Origin of the sequence: Vibrio sp. 10N.261.51.A3, assembly GCF_041471965.1 — a bacterium.
Lineage (GTDB): Bacteria > Pseudomonadota > Gammaproteobacteria > Enterobacterales > Vibrionaceae > Vibrio > Vibrio crassostreae_C.
Window position 1 is genome coordinate 54,511 of sequence record NZ_JBFRPK010000049.1, and the last position, 18,414, is coordinate 72,924.

Sequence of the window (18,414 nt, forward strand, 5' to 3'; positions counted from 1 at the left end):
TCAGCTATGTGATTCAGTAAAGAGCTCAAAAGGCAGATCAAGACCACGCTTAACCAATTGGTCATGAGACTGAGGCACTACACCGGTTGCGGTGTAATAACCTAAAATATTGCCATGCTCATCGATGCCTTGACGCTGAAAGTTGAAGATCTCAGACATAGTGATGACCTCTCCTTCCATACCATTGATCTCTTGGATACTAACCATACGGCGCTTACCATCTTCTTGCCTTTCCATCTGAACTACTAGATGGATAGCAGAAGCAATCTGCGCTCTGAGATTTTTGGTAGAAATGTTCCAGCCCGCCATCGAAAACATGTTCTCTACACGGCTTAGTGCATCACGAGGGGTGTTGGCGTGAATGGTTGCAAGGGAACCGTCATGCCCGGTATTCATCGCAGCCAACATATCGACCGCTTCACTACCACGCACCTCCCCGACAACGATACGGTCAGGTCGCATACGTAACGTGTTTTTCACTAGCTCTCGCTGACTTATCTCACCTTTTCCTTCAAGGTTTGCCGGACGAGTTTCAAGACGAATAACGTGGGGTTGCTGGAGTTGAAGCTCTGCGGAATCTTCTATTGTGATGATTCGTTGATCTCGTGGGATGAAACCAGAAAAGATATTAAGCGTCGTGGTTTTCCCTGACCCCGTACCGCCTGAAATTAATATATTGAGCTCACCTTTAACGGCCGCTTCGACAAATTTCGCCATTTGCGGAGAGGCTGACTTATATTCCAGCAAGTTGTCCATAGTTAGGCTGTCTACCGCAAAGCGTCGTATGGATACCGATGGGCCATCTAAGGCAAGAGGTGGGATAATTGCATTTACCCGAGAGCCATCGGCCAATCGTGCATCAACCATAGGAGAGGCTTCATCAATTCGACGTCCCACTTGGCTAACAATACGGTCAATGATGTTTCTAAGATGTCGGTCATCCAAAAACGTATAAGGGGTCTTTTCTAACTTACCACCTCGCTCAACGAACACATTTTTAGGCCCATTAACCAAAATATCAGATACGGTTTTATCGGCTAGCAATGGCTCTAAAGGCCCCAAACCAAACACTTCATCTTCGATTTGTTTGATCACTCTTTTCCGGCCTTCCGCACTCAGAGCATGGCTTTGATCGTCTGCCATTAGCTGAACAATCGCTTCATGAAGGTCAACTTTAGCGCGCTCTTTATCAAGGCTTGAAAGCAGACCAAGGTCAAGTGTCTCTAAGAGCTGTTTATGAAAATAGTGCTTAATTGAAAGCTCTTGTTCTAAGACTTTTTTTGCTTCATTAACCGATTTTTCTTGTTCTTCGTTGGCATCTAGCCCTTTAAGAACAACAGAATCACTAACGGCTCCTTGAGGAAAGGCAGCAATGTTCTCGCTTTCTTGTTGCGAAAACTGTTCTACTTTTTTTTCAAACTCCGGATTTATATTTTTTCGTTTAAAGAACATAACGATCCCTCATCTATGCTTAGAACAAACAACCTATGAAAATATCTTTTTGAGCCAACTCTTCTCTTCTTGCTCTGGAGGAGAAAGGATATGAGACAAATCGATGATCGAGCGTGTAATCGAACTCTTCTTTTTTGACTCAACCAATGGTTGACCTAAATTGGCACTCTCCAATGCGACCTTAAAATCGTTAGGCATTAAATGGATATCATGCTTCCCAACGGTTTGTTCTATGTCTGATAACTTAATGGTTTGTCGTTTCTCATAACGATTCACGATGATCTCGATTGCGTCTTGTTGTAACCCGTACTCAAATTTCAGAGTTCTGACTAAACGGTTACTGTTTTTGACCGACACTAAGGTTTGTTGAGCAACGAGTAACACCTTAGTCGCAGGGGAGATAGCTGATGCGAAAATATGATCTAACCCTCGAGAGAAATCGATAACAATGTAACGATAGAAGCGACGTAATACGGGTAATAACCTCCCAATCTTTTGGGCATGTTCATAATCATCCGCGTTATTTTCATGTTTGAAGCTTAAAACGTGTAACCCCGATGAGTGCTTGTTAACTAAGCTATTCAAAGACATCTCATCCAAATCATTTGAGCTGTCGATAGCATCCGAAATACTGTAGGCTGGGGTGATATTCAAATATTCAGGAATAACTCCAAATTGAAGGTCTATATCAAGTAAAAGCACCTCATTCGGATGGTAACTTGCTATTTCAACGGCCGTGTTTAGCGCTAAGGTTGTCGCCCCCATTCCACCTTTGGTGTTAATAAACAGGAACACCTCCCCGTAGCTAGAGTTTTCAATTTTTTCCGCTGCGGTTTTCTTGAGTAACGGTAAGAGACCAGAAATAGAAATGTCATGAGATAGGAAATCAGAAGCACCCAGTCTTAGCGCTATTTTTAATGATCCATTGTCATTCTCATCACCGAATACAACCAAAGATAAATCATGCTCTTCCAATTGCAGATTATAGCTTTGCAGATCGACCATTTTCTGAGCCCAACCACCACTCGCTTCGACAAAGATAAGGTCGGGAGTATCTATGCTTCTCACATATTCTTCGGTCATGCCTAATAATGAAAAAGAGTCGATATGAACATTTCGACAACGTTTCAATTGCTGCCTCATATGAGCATGAAAGTTTTCATTGCTATAGATAAGCCATACATTCAAGTTGGTTTTAAGGCGAATCGCATCGTCTTCATTCGGTAAAATATCAATTGCTTCGCCCATATTACCCACCCTGTATTTGTTCCGGACATCTTGTCCTAGTATTTGTATTGGCTTTGATTACACCTAAATTCTCAGCGGGTAAAATCGTCTCAAACGCAGGTGCCGCAAGAAACCCATTTGTCCCTAAAAAGCTGAGGTTGCTGATCAGCTGAATGCCATAGCCTGTCGCTCTTGCTCGTACAAACTTAATCGCACTAAAATTGGTTTCGAAATCAGAGGCAATTTCAGAGCCAGCAGCATCCAAATACGCCACCTCCAAGTTGCTATCGCTAAACCCCAGTAGTGGAATGTCTTCTACAACAATCCCCGCAATGTTATCGCGGTCTAAGACGTAACAAACGGTCGCTAGCCTTGCCGCTTTTCTCGTCGCCTCGTTAACAATCTGGAGTGAGAATACATAAGCCCCCAAAGCCAAAATCAGAAAAATCAGCAAGAAAACCAACCAAGAAACTATCGTAAACTCGATAATGGCTAAGCCGTTGTGCTTGTTGATTGGTTTCATCAGAAAACCCTCATAACAGACGACACACTTAAGGGAACAGATAAGCTTTCAGATGAAAATGGAATCGATAAAAAGTGAGGAACATAGTCGTAATTAACCGTTACTCTCACATAACTGTCTGCTGAAGGAGGAGTGACAACTACATCAGAAGTTGCAAGGCTAGAAAGTATCGCCGTACCTACAGTGTTCTTACCGTAAACCACAATATTTTGAATTTCCGCAGTAGGAGCTAATGTCCCACCCTTTGTTCCATACACCTCACTTACAGCATAACGAGCTCCGTTTTGAACCGATTTTGAGATGACATTGTAGTGAATTAGGATGTTTCCCAGTTCAAGAACCAACACCAAGAAAAACAGTAATACTGGTGTCGCAATCAACATTTCAATTGCAGCGAGGCCCTGTTGTTTTTTAAAGTTGTTATCCATAACTAAGAGCCTCCTCCATCTGGGTCTTTATACAAAACAATTTTGTAAGGACCTTCAGTTGATGACTCAGCCCCACCAGAACCGCCAGCAACACTACAAGAATGTATGAATTCACCAAATACTGCAGGAGTACCGGAATTGTTAGTTGGCGCCTTTTGTAATAAGAAGAAGCACCCTATTTTCTGAACGGTAAAACTGGTTACTCCACCACTTTTACCTGAGCAATCGACCATAGGAATAGGAAGAATACGTCGCCATGCTGTACCACCAGACACACAACCAGAGCCCATACTTGCTATACATGCGTTGGTGTCAGCCTCATATTGGGAATAGGTATAAGAGCCATCAAAATCAATATCACCCGTTTTACTGTCTATCTTAATTTCAGAACTGGGCTCAGTCGTTACATAATCAGATGGGTAATCTGAACTTGATAAGCCGCCACCATAATCACCAAAACGAGTATTTAAACCATCAGCTGTAGGCCCAACCGTTCCCCCAGGCTTGGTAGTAACACTATCGCCAATAGCGACAGAGTAATCATAGTAACCAGCCAAGGCTTCTTTTACCGTGCTACCTCCAGATCCAAAGTCCAGTAGGTGATAATTACCATTTCCCATTTGAGACAGTTTTTTATCGCCCACTTTTAGAGCATGAACTGTACCTACCTCATAACCAAAGACATTGGTAATTGCCTCACCGGTAGCATCATCATAACCATCTTCGTTAATATCGTTATCTGAAGTCCCGTCACCAGTACACACTCCAATGGGTACAATATTATTCACAACTTGCAGTCCTGAGCTTGGTCCTGCAACCGCTGTTGCCGATACGCTTTTTGCTAAACCAAACATCTGAATAAAGAATTCATCCATATCTAATGAGCTGACATTAACTCGAACATATACATCATCATCAGCACCAAACGTAGGGGTCCCCGCAAAGCTTTGAGGGTCGTTAGAGTATTCAACGCTAACCACTGCAGTTGAGAAATCAAATTCATGATTACCAGAAGCCCCCGCCATAGCATTCAATGTTGATGTAACTTCTGCAGATACCGCGGTTTGATCTTTACTGTTATCCAAAATAGTCGCTGCCGCTAACGCCGCTGAGTCAACCGCATTCTGTAAGCGCGTTTTATTCACTAGCATATGGTTGATATCCACGGCTAACGCTGACACAGCAAGGAAGACAAGCAACGCTATAGTCACAAATATGACAACCAATCCGCCCTGTTTTTTAGGTTTTCTTGATACTTGATACAACATAAAGTACCTCCAAACTAATTAAAGCTCTGTAAGACCTGACTATTGCTCTCTGAAAGATCTTCATCGCCTTTACCCACGTAACTGTCGTAACCAGCCTGCATGCGCTCCCCGGTACCATCAGGTAAAACCTGCAAGTTCTCTTGAGTTGCATTCGGGTTGTACGTTTGCTCCATTTTCAGCTTAGCAACCGACTGCCCCAAAGGCGCGTCATTCGCACAACCGACTAATACCAGTGCGAGAAAGACCATCATTGTTCTAATCATATCTATCTCCTTATAAATCATGACCAAATGAACCTTCGCTACCACCATCAGTTGGCGCGATGTCTTTAGCGGAACTTGAATTATTCTTGTCTTCAGAGTCAGAAGGCTCAGCAATGTAAGCGCTTTTACCTAACAAGTAATATTCCAGGTCATTAGGGTCAACAAAGGCATCAGTTGGTAGTGTGACTTGACTTCTGTCCACTGGTTTAGCGAGTCGAGGAGTAACAAGAATGACAAGCTCTGTTTCTCCCGATACGTATTCTTGACTATTGAAAAGCTGGCCTAGGATCGGCACATCACCAATACCCGGCATTTTGTTGCTGATATCACGCACGTTCTCGCTCAGTAGCCCTGCAATACCGATGGTTTGTCCATCTGCAAGCTCAAGCGTAGAAGAGGCGCTTCGACGTGTAATTGGTGGAATAAAGTAAGTCGCGTTGGTCGAGCCGGGGTCGATAGTCAATGAACTGCTGTTCGCAATTTCACTTACATCAACCGCTAAGTTTAGGTTGATCTTTTTATCACTGAGTACGGTCGGTATAAATTTCAGCCCTACCCCGTATTCTTTGTATTCAATGGTAATCCCATCATCATCCGGAACTGGAATTGGAAATTCACCACCCGCGAGAAACTCGGCCTTAGAGCCACTCAATGCAGTTAAATTCGGCTCTGCTAATACCTTCGCGACACCATTTTGCTTGGCGACATCCAATGCAAAGGTAAATAAGGTATTACTATCGATGAAAGACCCTAGAATCCCGTAATCAGTTGAGGTAGGAATATCGAAGATTGGTGTTGCACCCAGTACACCAGCAGGAACAGATGAAGCTCCCCACGAAAAGTTGGAACCACTGGTTTGGAAGAAGTGGAAATTAGCATCGAACTTTCTCACTAAACTCCGCTGAACCTCGGCGACAGTTACCTCTAACATCACCTGTTGGGCGCCACCGATAGACATTAAGTTGATAACACCAGTTGCAGCAGCTTGCTCACTACCACTCTCTTTAGAATCATCTGCAGCCTGCCCTGCGGCGTAGGTTTCAGCAATTCTCATAGCGACATTCATCTTCTGTTGATTACTGATTTGCCCACTCAACAGCAAGCGATTCTGAGCGCTATGTACCTCGATAGTCTCGTCAGGAAGAAACTCATACAGCTTGGATTTCAGGCTATTAAGATCATGAGTCACCTCGATATTAATAGACTCAATCAACTGGCCTCGAGAATCCCAAGCCATCAAGTTGGTTGCACCTAACTTGTTACCAATCAAAAACACTTCGTTAGATTTCAAAATCACGATGTCCAAAACATCAGGGTCGCCAAGTGAAACCTTGCTCGCTTTACCTGATAACACGACATGCGTCGATTTATGATGCGGAACCGTGACTGTTTTTCCGGTTTGCAATGCAGCAAAACTTACGTTCGAAAAACAAAGCAGGCTCAAAACACACGCTAATATTATTCTCATATCTCACCTCAATCCTTGACGCGCACACTGGATGTTTCCGTACCCTTGATAATGGTCACGCTTGGTCTAGGCACGTATCGACGAACGACTTTCTTCTCAACTTCATGAGGATTTCTTAAGGTAAGCTGAATACTGCCTTTGCTCTTAGCCGTCAGAAGCTTTTCTGCATCTTTGGGGGTCACCTCAAGTGTTACCGCACGAACAATAATGGGGCTGTTTTCTTTGGTTCTGGCGGTCTGGTCTACCGCGAGCACTTTAATGTCTTTCAACACAGTTCGAGTGGCCGCAGAGTTTTTACCGTAGGAAACGGTATTGAGAATATCGACCTTGTTCCCGGGTAATAGAAACCCAGCTACACCGATAACGTCATCGACTCGAATTGTTACCGCTCGTTTATTTTCAGGAATCAAAGCCGCAAGTGTGGAGCCTTCACCAGGAACGGTGAAACGCAGCTTGTGAAGCACCTCTCCGGCATAAATGGTATTAGCGACAACCTGACCAATCAGCTCAGATTTATCCGAATAGTTGTTTTCATTGATCCAATCAACTTCCATCAACTTCGTCGTTAAATACTGCTCTTCAATTATGGTTCCAGCTTCAATTTCTTGAGAGGCCACTACAACCGGGTGACGTTCAACTTCTTCGACTTCTATCGTCGGTTGAACTTGGTTGTCCATCCATTGCTTAGCAAAAAATACAGCCGCTAAGCCGAATACTACGGACAGTAAAAACAATAGGAATACCTGACTCTTATTCATTATTTTCTTCCTCGTGTCCATCAGAGGTAAAGTAGACTTCCCATGCCATGGAAAGAATATCGAAAGTAATAACGGGCGGGAGCTGCTCAAATGAAAGGATATCTTTGCTAATACCAGCGAGATCTTTAGGTAAGCAAGGGAAAAGAGGCACTTTGTAAAGCGTGTGCATTTGAGATAAGCGCTCAAAGAAACCGCTTTGAAGTTCTAGCTCTTTCTCTGCCACAACATTCATCCACAAGGATTCATAGTCACGCAGATTAAGAGGCTTGAATTCGATTTTATAACCCAAGCGACGCAAAAATGCCGGATCACTGATCTTCTCCGGATTTAAGTTAGTAGAGAAAGCGAGGGTCAACACAAATGGCATTGTCACTTGCTGACCATTCGGCAACGAAAGATGATCGAAGTAATATTCCATTGGAACAATCCATCGATTGAGCAGGTTATCGACTGGCATTGGCTGACGCCCGAGGTCATCAATCACCAGAATTCCGTTATTCGCCATCATTTGTAACGGTGCCAACCACACTCGGCTGTTCTCTGAATGATTAACTTCAAGCATATCCATGGTTAGCTCTCCGCCCACCTGAATATTCGGTCTCTCACAATTGAGCCAACGCTTGTCGTACTGATCCTTAAGAGAAACCAATGTTTCACTGCCGTTGCGATCAAGCGGTTTATGGTGTTGCGTAGAGAAAACCTTAATAATGTTACCGAAGGCATAGACTGCATAAGGGATAAAAACTGAAGTGTGTAATGCATTAACTATGCGTGTCGCAACAAATGTTTTACCTGTACCGGCATACCCATACAAAAGCAGAGCTCGTCCCGAGTTAATTGCCGGGCCTAGCACGGAGATCATTTTGTCTACGCCGTAAACATCACTAAGAGCCGCTTCAACATGTGGTCTGGTCACCAATTCCGCTCGCAAGTCTTGTTGTTTTACAATGTCACTGTATTGAGCAAGTGAAACGGGAACCGGGCCTAAATAAGCATCTCGAGTAAAAGCGAGATCTGCTTCTTCTATGCCCTTTTCTGATAAGGAGTAGCGAACATGACTGTGTGAAGAGGAGTCTAAAGATAAAGCTGAAGTTGGTTGAAAGACTTCAATGAATGATTTCTTTCTAAGTACCGCAAGTCCATTCTCAACAATATGGGTAACCACACACAAATGGTTAGAAAGCTCCAACACATCAGACTTAGGGTAAGCGGATAAGTGTTTAAGTAATAAGTTTTCAATCACAACTTCAGGTATACCAAGCGATTCAATGGAAGTCGGAACCAAAGGAGCTGATATTTGAGGCTTTAAATTACTCGGGGACGGTATCCCTCTAATATCCATATGTTCTCTCCAACACATCGAATTTCAATTTAAATTACGTAAAATAGCTATACATCGCTAAGCCTATAACAACTGAAGGTGCGAAAGGCATCGTCACCTTATTTGAATACCTAGAATGAACCGTTGACACAGTTTTTGTGCTGGTTGACATTCCACTAACTAACATTAGTTTCTCTTCAAAATAACCTTTTACCGTTAGAGACTCGCTGTTCGCACGGTTATAAAGTAAGTAAAACACAGCAATTATTCCCGCGGAAATGATAATATAATAAGTAATATCGAGTAGGTTACCCCATCCAACATATAGCCCTATCACCCCCCAAAATTTCACATCGCCAGCAGACATTGCTCTCAAGAAATATAAAATAAGTCCCGAAGAGAAAAAAACAGCCGCCCCAATCAAAGAAGTGCCAAGTGAACCCCAAGTTAATCCACTATTAATCGCAATAATAAAGTACAACAATACAAATAAAATCAGAACCTTATTCGGTATTCGATTTTCTTTCACATCAAATACTGATACCACAACCAATAGCACCCAAAAAACTAGAGATTCACTTATCATTCATATACCTGACACAATTAATTGAAATTTACTGAACAAGGATACAGCTATACCAGAGAATATTGCCCAAGCGAGAAAAACAAGCAAAGCCGCACCGATAATGTATTCGACAATGGTTAGTCCTTTCTGCTTTTTTATTCTCTTAATATTCATAGTTTCTATGGTGCTGTCGTCGTACTAATCGCACCAACAATCGCGCTTAGTTTCGTTGATAACGCACTACCTATTCCACTAAATATAGTTGTCAATCCTAAAACGAGCATAGCAGCACCGATCACATATTCTATGACCGTCAGACCTTCTTCATCATTCATGAATTCTTTAATGTTTTTCAATAAGTTACTCATAAGAATCTCTCCTTGATTTACGTATCAGGTTTTATTTACCTGTAAACTAAATCTAGAGCCGAACCATATATTCGGTTAGGATTTTCTTGCCATTTACTTGCACTTTTTTGTCGCACTTCTAATCTATTTAAATAAACACATTCATCCATACTTCTCTTACTTCTTATTTAAGTATGATACCGGTTTAATAACTATGAATATAATTACACCTTTACTGTCAGATATAGATAGCGACTTTAATTCAATCATCATCAATAAAATAAGTCGTTACTTTCTCATAAAAAACCATAAACAGGACATATCTATAATCAGCCACTTAGATGTAAGGTTAGTATTTTTTATATTGAATAAAACGGATGAACTTCAACTACTTAAAATGGCACTATCTATTTGTGAAAACTTGAACAAGAGAATTGTTATTATTTGTACAGGTCAGATACCTAATAACGTTCGAAATCATAAGAATATATTTTTCATTATAGAAACGAGTAACAATCATCTGACCAGTGCCTTCGAAGAATTAAAGAGTAAAACACAGCATATCTTTGAAGCACACTTCGACCTCGATAGAGACATGAATAGCAACAACCAGGAGCCGACCAAGCAGTTTACTTCTGAAGTTGTTAATTTTGTTATGGATAACATTAACAAGGAAATAAGAGAAACGGACATAGCTGAAAAATGTCACTGTTCAGCAACCTATTTTTCTAAAAAGTTTCATCTACACTTTGGAGTAAGCTTTAGAGACTTTGTGTGCGATAAACGAATACTGTTAGCCAAAAAGTTGATTGAGGCGGATACCGAATCAAAAATAGCTGTAATTTCTTATCAATGTGGCTACAAGGATGTGTCGTATTTTTCAAGAATTTTTAAGAAAAGGACGGGGGTAACCCCTGCAAGCTACAGACGTGCCTGCACAGATAACAGAAAACGCTAATTTTACTCCCTAAAAGAAAAAATCATGGTACATTTAACATGATTTTAACAAAAATAACCAAAAATAACTTAGCGAAAAACATGGAGTTAGACAATGATTCAGCCTAACGAGTTTAGCCAAGAACAAGCAACAGCTCTCCCTACACCCAATGACATGATTTTAAAATGGGCAGAAGAACGCCCAGATGAAGTCTATTTGAAACAGATTATTAACCGCCAATTTGTCGAATTTACTTATAAAGAAGTAGCCGACAAAGCACTGAAATTAGCGTCAGCATTAGAAGGACTCGGAGCCCAACCTGGCGATCGAGTCGCTCTCGTATCGAAAAACTGTGCAGAATGGTTCATCTGCGATCTTGCCATGATGTTAGGAGATTTTGTCAGCGTCCCAATCTTTCCTACAGCGGGTGCAGATACCATTCAATACTGTATTGAACACAGTGAATGTAAAATTGTGATTGCAGGTAAGCTTGACGATCCTAAAGCCACTCAAAAAGTACTTGATGACAATCCGAGCTTAGTGAGTATTTCACTGCCATACGACAGCGCAGCGAAGTGCCAACACACTTTCGAACAGCTCATTGATACACATGAACCATCAACCAAACGCCCTCAGCATCACGACGATAAGCTGATGTCACTTGTTTATACATCGGGTACATCAGGGCTACCAAAAGGCGCAATGCTCACCTACGGCGCGTTTACTTGGTCTGTTCAAAGGTTGATTGATCATATTGGAATCCAACCTGGCGATCGCCTGTTTTCTTACTTACCACTTGCTCATATTACAGAACGCGTTTACATCTTTGGTTCTTCAGTGATGGGGGGCGTGGTTACGGCTTTCCCTGAATCTTTAGACACCTTTATTGATGATGTGAAAATGCATCGCCCTACACTGTTTATCTCAGTTCCTCGCTTATGGACTCTGTTCCAGCAGCGAATCCAAGACAAATTGCCACAGAAGAAACTGAACTTCTTACTGAAGATTCCGTTTATCAACAACATCATTAAGAAGAAACTTGCTGATGGCTTAGGGTTAGACCAAGCTCGCGTTCTTGGATGTGGTTCTGCACCTGTATCACCCGCTCTACTCGCATGGTATGAGAGTGTTGGCCTGCACATTACCGAGGCATGGGGCATGACAGAGTCTTTCGCCTACAGCACGCTCAACTACCCATTCAGAGCCGATAAAATTGGTACGGTTGGTAATGCAGGTCCAGGGATCGAACTCAAAATAGCTGAAGATGAAGAGATTCTAGTTCGAGGCAAAGGCTTATTCTCTGGTTACTACAAGAATGATATTGCAACCCAAGAGTCTTTTAACTCGGATGGTTGGCTTCATACCGGTGATATCGGTGATATCGATAGTGAAGGTTACCTAACGATTCGTGGGCGTAAGAAAGATACCTTTAAAACCGCTAAAGGTAAGTTTGTTGCCCCTGTACCAATCGAAAACAAACTGTTTGAGTACAGCCGCGTAGAAATGATGTGTTTGATAGGGCTTGGCCTACCAGGCCCAATCCTACTTGTGGTACCGCATGACTTCCCTAATTTCGATAGAGCTCGCTATGAGAAAACGACAAAGCGCGTTATCGAGAAAATGAACGAGCAGCTCGGTTCACATGAGAAGATCAAAGGTGTATTGATGATTAAGGAACCATGGAGCATTGAGAATGGCGTGTTAACCCCGACTCTCAAAATCAAGCGACATATCCTTGAGCAGAAATACCATGAAGTTGGTCATAACTGGCCGAAAGATAAATTGGTGGTTTGGGAAGAATAACCATGACTTCCACCTAACACTGAATAAAGAGTGCTACTAAACTGAAACTAGCACTAAGAGGGAGCTTGAGAGCTCCCTCTTTTTATATGACCCACTTTCTGTTGGCCTTTCTTCCTATTGACCGTTTTTCTACTGACAGCCTTATTGCAAGTAAACCGACCCGCAGACAACTATTACAAGGTTAACCTGATAATTACGTCTAACATCTCATCAAAACAAGGACCTAGCGCCTCTTCATCGATGGCATGACAATACACTCCTTCAAGCTGAGCAGGGTCATAATCCGCACTAAGATCAGGATCATCTAATAGCGCACTAGAATTCGCCATCCGTAGCAATAAGTCTTCACCAAACTCGCTATCAGGTCCTGTCGCTGATGTTAGAGATGAACCTAACCCTAACGTAAATACATAAATATCTTCCGTTCTGGCTTTTTCCGCAATATCTTCGACGAGATTACGCGCAACCCGATTTACACGGGTATACAAATCATTCGCTGAATGACTATCTGGATCATATTGCGCGACTGGACGCAACGCATGAGACGGATTTAGAATGTTGAACTCAGTGGCGCTTGAATCATGAGTCGTGTAGTACTGGGGCATCTCACTGATATGGTCATCAATATCATTTCCCTCATAGCCACCAGATAAAGTGGTGGCTATCGAGTCATGCCTCCAAAGCCCTCTCGGCGTACCACTGGAACCATCGCTTGATCGAATAGCGCCCGTATGTGAATCCCCGTCCTCAAAATCAAACGTGGTTGCAAAGGTGTTTGGTGCTCCATCGGTAAAGAACACGATCACTTTCAAATTTGCCGGATCAGTCACCGTTCTCAGTTCATTCAGAGCTCGATACATCCCTTCCGATGCATTGGTATATTGTGCGTTCGAGGTACTACCAAAGTTAAAGCTATCAATTTCAGATTTGATAGTGCTTCGACTGTGTCCTCGAGTCGATGTGAACCCAACAGGTACCTCTGACCCAAACGCAAATTTCACCAACGAGATACGATCAAAACCTTCATGAAAATTCTCAACGAATGACTTAGACCTATCGATGACATCTTGAGTCACGTCGCCGATACTCCCTAACCTCAAAGATGTAGTGTTATCAATCACTAACACTAAATCTACAGGGCGGCGGATCGACTGTGCGGATACACCAGGGCTAAACGTGTCTAGCCCTATCAATGGCAAAAAAACAGTGGGCACTTGCGCTGTTGCTGAGATATCGATAGAGATATTACCAAACGAATCATTAGCGAAATTGACTGCGCCTAAGCTAGGAGTGGCTGAATAGAAGTCTGCGGGGATATTAGCTGCAAAATATTTTTGAGCAGCTGCCCGTCCAGCATCTTCGCCATTAGCGACCGCCCTTGCAGCCGCAATGCTGGCTGCATCGACCGCGGCAAATAATTTCGACTTAACAATATAAGCTCGACCAGCATCAACAGAAAGACCAACAACTAAGAGTATAAAAGGCAGCGCAATAATTGACATCAAAGCCACTAACCCACGACTGTAACGATATTTGATTGGGGTTCCCTTATCCATATCGACCTCCCTTACATATATGTTGTGTCGCTCAGAATGTATTCATCATCAAACACTCGACTAAAAATAGGCGAGTAGTCGTAAAAGACTTCAACGCTGTACACAATCTCTCCATCATCAAGTGCAACCGCTAAGTTGTTAACAACAGGAGGATCATCAGCATCCACATCCGAGCACTCTCCATCATTGGCCCAATTGCTGCAGCTCGCCCAAATAGCACTGTTTTTACTTAACCCGTGCTGGTTCCATCGATACTGACTTTTAATGTATGGAGAAGCATCTTCTTGACCGACCAACTCAGTAATGTAAATAACGCCGTCTTGCGTTAAATCCAAAGTGCCTGATGTTGTCGCTATGATGTCCATGACTTCTTGTGGGGTATCAGTGTTACTTCGCGAGATAATGTTTCCACCTTCTCGACTGATACTGATAATAACGTGGTTAGCTTGAATGAGATGTGTTATGTCGACAGCCGCCACGATCAGTAGCATAAATAAAGGCGCTATCAACGTCATTTCGATTGCTGCAAAACCTTTCTGAGCGGCTTTTTTCAATTTAAAAGGAAACATCCAGTCCCTCCCTAAAAAGCTTCGTTTTTCATCGCTGCGCTGACGGTAAATTTGAATTTTCCATCATCGAGCAAAACATACATATAGGGATTTACAGATGGCCACTCACAATCAAGATGAATAGAAATAATGTCTCCAGAACCGCCAAAGCCGGTGATTGCATTACCATAGACATCTTCAACACGTATATTCTGAACATCCATCACTTTATCGAGTAAACCGCTCGACGATTGAGAGATTTTTTCCAAGATAGCCGCTTCGCGATCACTCGATGAGTCAGGATCCAAGTCAGAACGACCTGTAATGGCATATCTTGCCCCCTCCCTTGCCGAGTGTTGCATGGTCAGTTTAACGAACCCATAAATACCAAGGTCAACAACCGTTAAAAAAAGCGCAAAAAACAGGCTCACCACAATCGTAAATTCGATAATAGCGATACCTTTTATTTTGGATTTTAGACCGCTTCGATAGCGGTTACCTTCTGAACCTCTTGAAATAAATTTCATACAGCCCCCACCCTTTCTTCTTTCTATTCACCCTATCTAGCCCAATAGAATCCTAGGAGATATAGAAAGACTCAACATTACAGATATAGAATTGATAAATGAGTTATTCAAGCAGCATTCAATTAATAAATTTCAACACTATTAATACGGAGGTGGATTCAAACTGTTTTTTGTTTAATTTAATTTAATTCAATTGCTTATATAAAATTAAAGGTTCTAATAAAACATAGTAATTTAATTTTCATTTATTAATCCCAAAAATAACTGTCTGTTTTATATCCATTAGACAAAGAAAGGAAAAAAACATTATGACGCTTGTTTTTATATAAATCAGAGTTAAAGTCTCAAAAATAAGACAACGTAAATTGAAAAATAAGCATTTAGTTTAGTAGGAATGGATTTTTATAAGTACTCGATGATTAATGGGTAAAGTCAGGCTGGATTAAGCGAGTACAAATGAATATTGTAGCCGAGATAGAACCAGCGAAACTAGCCTTCACGCTAATGGATACATAAGTCATGATTATAAACATTTAGTATAATCAGAAGCATCGTTATTCTCTTACTCTAACCCTATATCTTCTTTCATCCTACGACTCAGCTGTTCTGCACATAAAACCTTATTCTGTTTCGCCTTAGCCTTACCTCCTTTGATCTTATTATTTTTAAACAACTTAGTCCCATAAAATCTTGTCCAACGGATTAATGCTTCCATAATTACTCTCTTGTATTTGCCATCGTTCTGTCGTTATTATGAAAACAACCTGTTCGATAATCGAACAACCATTATTAACAAGAACTATAAGCTGAGATTATGGACAATAGACTGCGTCACCTTTCAGGTCTCCGTTACTTTGAAGTTGCGGCTCGCTTGAACAATTACAGCAAAGCTGCTGAAGAGCTGTTCGTCACTCAAGCAGCCGTCAGCCAGAAGATTCGACAGTTAGAAGAACAGGTTGGATGTAAGCTCTTTATTCGTAAGGGGCGTGCAATGACTTTGACGCATGAAGGGCACACACTTTTTAGACATGTCTCTGATGGATTTCAAGATATTCTGCTGGGGTTAAACAAGATCCAATCAGAACCTATTCAAGGGCTACTTGTTGTTAGAAGTCCCCCCTCTTTTGCTTCTCGTTGGTTACTGCCTAGGCTGTGGAAGTTCTCGGTAAAGCACCCAGAGATCCCAATTAAGATACTAACAGGGTGTGATACACCAAATTTAAAACATGGCGAAATTGATGTGGCTATTCGACAAGGTGAAGATCTATGCGTTGAAGAAGGCTTGATTCTTGAGATGCTAATCAACGAACCGGTTTACCCTTTTTGTTCCCCTAAACTCGCAAACTCTTTGAACTTCACATCACCTGAACAACTCCTCAAATGTTAGCTGATTCAGTTTGATAGCGGTTGTTTCCCGTGGGATGAATGGTTTAGGCAAGCAAACATATCGACTCAAAGCAGCACCATTCAGTGGATGGAAGTCGGTACCTTTGATATGGGGCTAACCACGGTCATGGCGGGACATGGGGTTTGCTTGGCAACAGACAGCTTAGCTGGTGACTTCATCGAACGCGGCTTACTAGTGAAGCCCTTTGATATAGGCATGACACCTGGGGTTCAAGTCAACCTATGCTTTGATCCTAACTCCCCGAGAGAAGAGCGTATTACCGCGTTCACCAATTGGTTGCACGAAGAAGTAAACGAGCTATTGGAGAGTTAAATCTCATCTCCCACTTCTTTATATAAACTATAAACTTAACTCAACATAGAACGGTAACGTAAACCTGCCGACACCGACAAAACTATGTTGAGTTAAAGCAACGTCGAGTTAAAAGCTACGTTGCCTTGAATCACTCCCAAAATGACTTCTTCAGTTCTTTCTCGACTTGTTCCGACGTAATCCCGATATCTCTAAGTAAATAATCGGGTAGCTCAGACAGTTGCTTTCTGGTTCTACGATTTTGAAAGTACAGGCTTAATTTAGAATAGAATTTCTTAATTGATAATGATGACAAAAATGAATGGTTGGTATTTGCTGTTGCTGTGATCGTATTCATAACCTTTCCCCTGTTGATCTTTTGCTTTGTTATGGTCAATAATCGACCAGTAGAGCAACATCGACAAACGATAGATACTGGCATTCAGTTAAGGAAAACTAATGTGAGAGAACGCACTCCACCATTCCAAGGGATCTACTATTTTTACACGGCGGCAGAAACAGGCAGTTTTAAACTCGCCGCACAAAAGCTATTTGTCACGGCTGCAGCAGTCAGCCAACAAATTCGCCAACTTGAAGAGTGGTTAGGCGCAGATCTGTTTATTCGCCAGCACCGAAAAATAGTATTAACCCATGAAGGTGAAGTGCTTTACCTGCAAGCGAAGAAAGGCTTTGCTCATATTCAAGATGGGGTGAGACGAATCAACCAAGATCCTAACCCCACTCAACTGTCGATCTCTACCGTGCCTTCCTTTGCTCAGCATTGGCTCGTACCAAGAATTGGCGACTTTCGCGATCGCCACCCTGATCTATCCATGCTAATTGAGCCGACCAATAAGCTAGTCACATTTGAAGATTCTAATGTCGATATCTACGTTCGATACGGTCATGGAGACTACCCAAACATCGAATCACGTTGGTTGATGGACGAGGTCATTTACCCGGTTTGCCACCCTATTTATCAAGAGAAACATGGTATCTATGACATCGACGATCTGCATAAAGCGGAACTTATTGAAGACCGTTGGCCTGATATGGATTGGAATCTCTGGTTACAAGTCGCAGGGGTAAAAGCTGGCCGAACATCACTGCAATTTGATGGCTCTCATTTTGTGTTAGAAGGTGCGCTATCCGTTCAAGGTGTCGCGCTTGTTAAGCACAGCTTGGTATACCGCGATTTACAAGAAAAGAAATTGGTGCGAATCGGAAACATCGCGCTGAAGCCTAAGTACAATTATTTTTTGTGTGCGCCTCCAGGTTACTTTCATCGAGAAAAGATAAAACGTTTCGAAGAATGGATGCAGAATCAGGTTAAATTATTTGGTAATACAGGTAGAGAAGAGCTTTCGATTATCCACACCGACTACGAACTCAAATGGTCGGATAATTCATAAGGCGAAACTGGTATACTTAGCTCAAATAAATGGCGAGAACATCTCATGACACAAGACAATAATCCACTTCACGGTATCACGCTACAGAAGCTACTGACTGAATTGGTTGAACATTACGGTTGGGAAGAGTTGAGTTACATGGTGAACATCAACTGCTTTAAAAAAGACCCAAGCATTAAATCGAGCTTAAAGTTTTTGCGTAAAACAGATTGGGCACGTACCAAGGTAGAGCAGATTTACATCCAACTAAAAACTAGCTAGCTCCCACCTTTAACAAACGCACCATTTACGGTACCGGTGTTTTTCAAGGTA

General features: G+C 42.1%; 19 protein-coding genes and 2 pseudogenes. 5 read left to right on the forward strand and 16 right to left on the reverse strand.

The window, feature by feature from the left end; all coding sequences use genetic code 11:
- The 11 genes and pseudogenes from AB4371_RS12775 to AB4371_RS12825 all read right to left on the reverse strand — a co-directional run.
- Window positions 1-1,311, reverse strand: a pseudogene (locus AB4371_RS12775) (CpaF family protein); the annotation flags it as partial.
- 174 nt (window positions 1,312-1,485) lie between these two features.
- Entirely contained in the window at window positions 1,486-2,700 is a 1,215-nt protein-coding gene (locus AB4371_RS12780; RefSeq protein ID WP_371721137.1) for an AAA family ATPase, read from the reverse strand.
- Window position 2,701: 1 nt separating this feature from the next.
- Window positions 2,702-3,202, reverse strand: coding sequence for a TadE/TadG family type IV pilus assembly protein (locus AB4371_RS12785; protein ID WP_136979395.1), 501 nt, complete (start codon window positions 3,200-3,202; stop codon window positions 2,702-2,704).
- The gene (locus tag AB4371_RS12790; protein WP_017063307.1) at window positions 3,202-3,630 is read right to left on the reverse strand and encodes a TadE/TadG family type IV pilus assembly protein; all 429 of its coding nucleotides are present in this window, start codon (window positions 3,628-3,630) and stop codon (window positions 3,202-3,204) included. Before AB4371_RS12790 ends, AB4371_RS12785 begins: the two co-directional genes overlap by 1 nt.
- 2 nt (window positions 3,631-3,632) lie before the next feature.
- Window positions 3,633-4,898: a Tad domain-containing protein gene (locus tag AB4371_RS12795; RefSeq protein WP_017070364.1), complete on the reverse strand. Its 1,266-nt coding sequence runs from the start codon at window positions 4,896-4,898 to the stop codon at window positions 3,633-3,635.
- Between the two features lie 14 nt (window positions 4,899-4,912).
- Window positions 4,913-5,182, reverse strand: coding sequence for a hypothetical protein (locus AB4371_RS12800; protein ID WP_017063305.1), 270 nt, complete (start codon window positions 5,180-5,182; stop codon window positions 4,913-4,915).
- The gene (locus AB4371_RS12805; protein ID WP_029235122.1) at window positions 5,172-6,629 is read right to left on the reverse strand and encodes a type II and III secretion system protein family protein; all 1,458 of its coding nucleotides are present in this window, start codon (window positions 6,627-6,629) and stop codon (window positions 5,172-5,174) included. The genes AB4371_RS12800 and AB4371_RS12805 overlap by 11 nt, the downstream gene beginning before the upstream one ends.
- 8 nt (window positions 6,630-6,637) lie before the next feature.
- Window positions 6,638-7,387, reverse strand: coding sequence for a Flp pilus assembly protein CpaB (cpaB, locus tag AB4371_RS12810; RefSeq protein ID WP_017063303.1), 750 nt, complete (start codon window positions 7,385-7,387; stop codon window positions 6,638-6,640).
- Window positions 7,380-8,729, reverse strand: coding sequence for an AAA family ATPase (locus tag AB4371_RS12815; protein ID WP_372149896.1), 1,350 nt, complete (start codon window positions 8,727-8,729; stop codon window positions 7,380-7,382). The genes cpaB and AB4371_RS12815 overlap by 8 nt, the downstream gene beginning before the upstream one ends.
- 34 nt (window positions 8,730-8,763) lie before the next feature.
- Window positions 8,764-9,294 carry a prepilin peptidase gene (locus AB4371_RS12820; protein ID WP_372149898.1) on the reverse strand — a complete coding sequence of 177 codons (531 nt, stop codon included), beginning with the start codon at window positions 9,292-9,294 and terminating at the stop codon, window positions 8,764-8,766.
- Window positions 9,295-9,452: 158 nt separating this feature from the next.
- Window positions 9,453-9,641 carry a Flp family type IVb pilin gene (locus tag AB4371_RS12825; protein WP_017063299.1) on the reverse strand — a complete coding sequence of 63 codons (189 nt, stop codon included), beginning with the start codon at window positions 9,639-9,641 and terminating at the stop codon, window positions 9,453-9,455.
- A gap of 193 nt (window positions 9,642-9,834) precedes the next feature.
- Between AB4371_RS12825 and AB4371_RS12830 the strand changes: the two genes are divergently transcribed.
- Both AB4371_RS12830 and AB4371_RS12835 read left to right on the forward strand, forming a co-directional pair.
- Complete coding sequence (locus AB4371_RS12830) at window positions 9,835-10,578, forward strand: helix-turn-helix domain-containing protein (RefSeq protein ID WP_372149901.1); 744 nt, start codon at window positions 9,835-9,837, stop codon at window positions 10,576-10,578.
- 93 nt (window positions 10,579-10,671) lie between these two features.
- On the forward strand, window positions 10,672-12,360 hold the full coding sequence (locus tag AB4371_RS12835; protein WP_136973756.1) for an AMP-binding protein: 1,689 nt from the start codon (window positions 10,672-10,674) through the stop codon (window positions 12,358-12,360).
- Between the two features lie 173 nt (window positions 12,361-12,533).
- Here the strand turns inward: AB4371_RS12835 and AB4371_RS12840 are convergent, their stop codons facing one another.
- The 4 genes from AB4371_RS12840 to AB4371_RS12855 all read right to left on the reverse strand — a co-directional run bounded on the left by AB4371_RS12840 (window position 12,534) and on the right by AB4371_RS12855 (window position 15,706).
- Window positions 12,534-13,916 (reverse strand): vWA domain-containing protein, encoded by a 1,383-nt coding sequence (locus AB4371_RS12840; protein ID WP_372149903.1) that lies wholly within the window; start codon window positions 13,914-13,916, stop codon window positions 12,534-12,536.
- An 11-nt stretch (window positions 13,917-13,927) separates the two neighbouring features.
- Window positions 13,928-14,485: a TadE/TadG family type IV pilus assembly protein gene (locus tag AB4371_RS12845; protein ID WP_017063295.1), complete on the reverse strand. Its 558-nt coding sequence runs from the start codon at window positions 14,483-14,485 to the stop codon at window positions 13,928-13,930.
- 11 nt (window positions 14,486-14,496) lie between these two features.
- Window positions 14,497-14,991: a TadE family protein gene (locus AB4371_RS12850; RefSeq protein ID WP_017063294.1), complete on the reverse strand. Its 495-nt coding sequence runs from the start codon at window positions 14,989-14,991 to the stop codon at window positions 14,497-14,499.
- Window positions 14,992-15,553: 562 nt separating this feature from the next.
- Window positions 15,554-15,706 (reverse strand): hypothetical protein, encoded by a 153-nt coding sequence (locus tag AB4371_RS12855; RefSeq protein ID WP_017063293.1) that lies wholly within the window; start codon window positions 15,704-15,706, stop codon window positions 15,554-15,556.
- Window positions 15,707-15,805: 99 nt separating this feature from the next.
- Between AB4371_RS12855 and AB4371_RS12860 the strand changes: the two are divergent.
- Window positions 15,806-16,711, forward strand: a pseudogene (locus AB4371_RS12860) (LysR substrate-binding domain-containing protein).
- Between the two features lie 130 nt (window positions 16,712-16,841).
- Here AB4371_RS12860 and AB4371_RS12865 read toward each other — a convergent pair.
- The gene (locus AB4371_RS12865; RefSeq protein WP_017063291.1) at window positions 16,842-17,048 is read right to left on the reverse strand and encodes a DUF1127 domain-containing protein; all 207 of its coding nucleotides are present in this window, start codon (window positions 17,046-17,048) and stop codon (window positions 16,842-16,844) included.
- Between the two features lie 103 nt (window positions 17,049-17,151).
- Between AB4371_RS12865 and AB4371_RS12870 the strand changes: the two genes are divergently transcribed.
- Together AB4371_RS12870 and AB4371_RS12875 are read left to right on the forward strand one after the other, a co-directional pair.
- A complete protein-coding gene (locus AB4371_RS12870) occupies window positions 17,152-18,102 on the forward strand; it encodes a LysR substrate-binding domain-containing protein (protein ID WP_372149904.1) in 951 nt (316 codons plus the stop codon).
- A 45-nt stretch (window positions 18,103-18,147) separates the two neighbouring features.
- Window positions 18,148-18,363 carry a VF530 family DNA-binding protein gene (locus AB4371_RS12875; RefSeq protein WP_102319916.1) on the forward strand — a complete coding sequence of 72 codons (216 nt, stop codon included), beginning with the start codon at window positions 18,148-18,150 and terminating at the stop codon, window positions 18,361-18,363.
- The last annotated feature ends 51 nt before the right edge of the window (window positions 18,364-18,414 follow it).

Coding starts and splice junctions, on each gene's coding strand:
- AB4371_RS12780 (WP_371721137.1), bottom strand. CDS start 2,700: ATGGGCGAAGCAATTGATATTTTACCGAATGAAGACGATGCGATTCGC.
- AB4371_RS12785 (WP_136979395.1), bottom strand. CDS start 3,202: ATGAAACCAATCAACAAGCACAACGGCTTAGCCATTATCGAGTTTACG.
- AB4371_RS12790 (WP_017063307.1), bottom strand. CDS start 3,630: ATGGATAACAACTTTAAAAAACAACAGGGCCTCGCTGCAATTGAAATG.
- AB4371_RS12795 (WP_017070364.1), bottom strand. CDS start 4,898: ATGTTGTATCAAGTATCAAGAAAACCTAAAAAACAGGGCGGATTGGTT.
- AB4371_RS12800 (WP_017063305.1), bottom strand. CDS start 5,182: ATGATTTATAAGGAGATAGATATGATTAGAACAATGATGGTCTTTCTC.
- AB4371_RS12805 (WP_029235122.1), bottom strand. CDS start 6,629: ATGAGAATAATATTAGCGTGTGTTTTGAGCCTGCTTTGTTTTTCGAAC.
- cpaB (WP_017063303.1), bottom strand. CDS start 7,387: ATGAATAAGAGTCAGGTATTCCTATTGTTTTTACTGTCCGTAGTATTC.
- AB4371_RS12815 (WP_372149896.1), bottom strand. CDS start 8,729: ATGGATATTAGAGGGATACCGTCCCCGAGTAATTTAAAGCCTCAAATA.
- AB4371_RS12820 (WP_372149898.1), bottom strand. CDS start 9,294: ATGATAAGTGAATCTCTAGTTTTTTGGGTGCTATTGGTTGTGGTATCA.
- AB4371_RS12825 (WP_017063299.1), bottom strand. CDS start 9,641: ATGAGTAACTTATTGAAAAACATTAAAGAATTCATGAATGATGAAGAA.
- AB4371_RS12830 (WP_372149901.1), top strand. CDS start 9,835: ATGAATATAATTACACCTTTACTGTCAGATATAGATAGCGACTTTAAT.
- AB4371_RS12835 (WP_136973756.1), top strand. CDS start 10,672: ATGATTCAGCCTAACGAGTTTAGCCAAGAACAAGCAACAGCTCTCCCT.
- AB4371_RS12840 (WP_372149903.1), bottom strand. CDS start 13,916: ATGGATAAGGGAACCCCAATCAAATATCGTTACAGTCGTGGGTTAGTG.
- AB4371_RS12845 (WP_017063295.1), bottom strand. CDS start 14,485: ATGTTTCCTTTTAAATTGAAAAAAGCCGCTCAGAAAGGTTTTGCAGCA.
- AB4371_RS12850 (WP_017063294.1), bottom strand. CDS start 14,991: ATGAAATTTATTTCAAGAGGTTCAGAAGGTAACCGCTATCGAAGCGGT.
- AB4371_RS12855 (WP_017063293.1), bottom strand. CDS start 15,706: ATGGAAGCATTAATCCGTTGGACAAGATTTTATGGGACTAAGTTGTTT.
- AB4371_RS12865 (WP_017063291.1), bottom strand. CDS start 17,048: ATGAATACGATCACAGCAACAGCAAATACCAACCATTCATTTTTGTCA.
- AB4371_RS12875 (WP_102319916.1), top strand. CDS start 18,148: ATGACACAAGACAATAATCCACTTCACGGTATCACGCTACAGAAGCTA.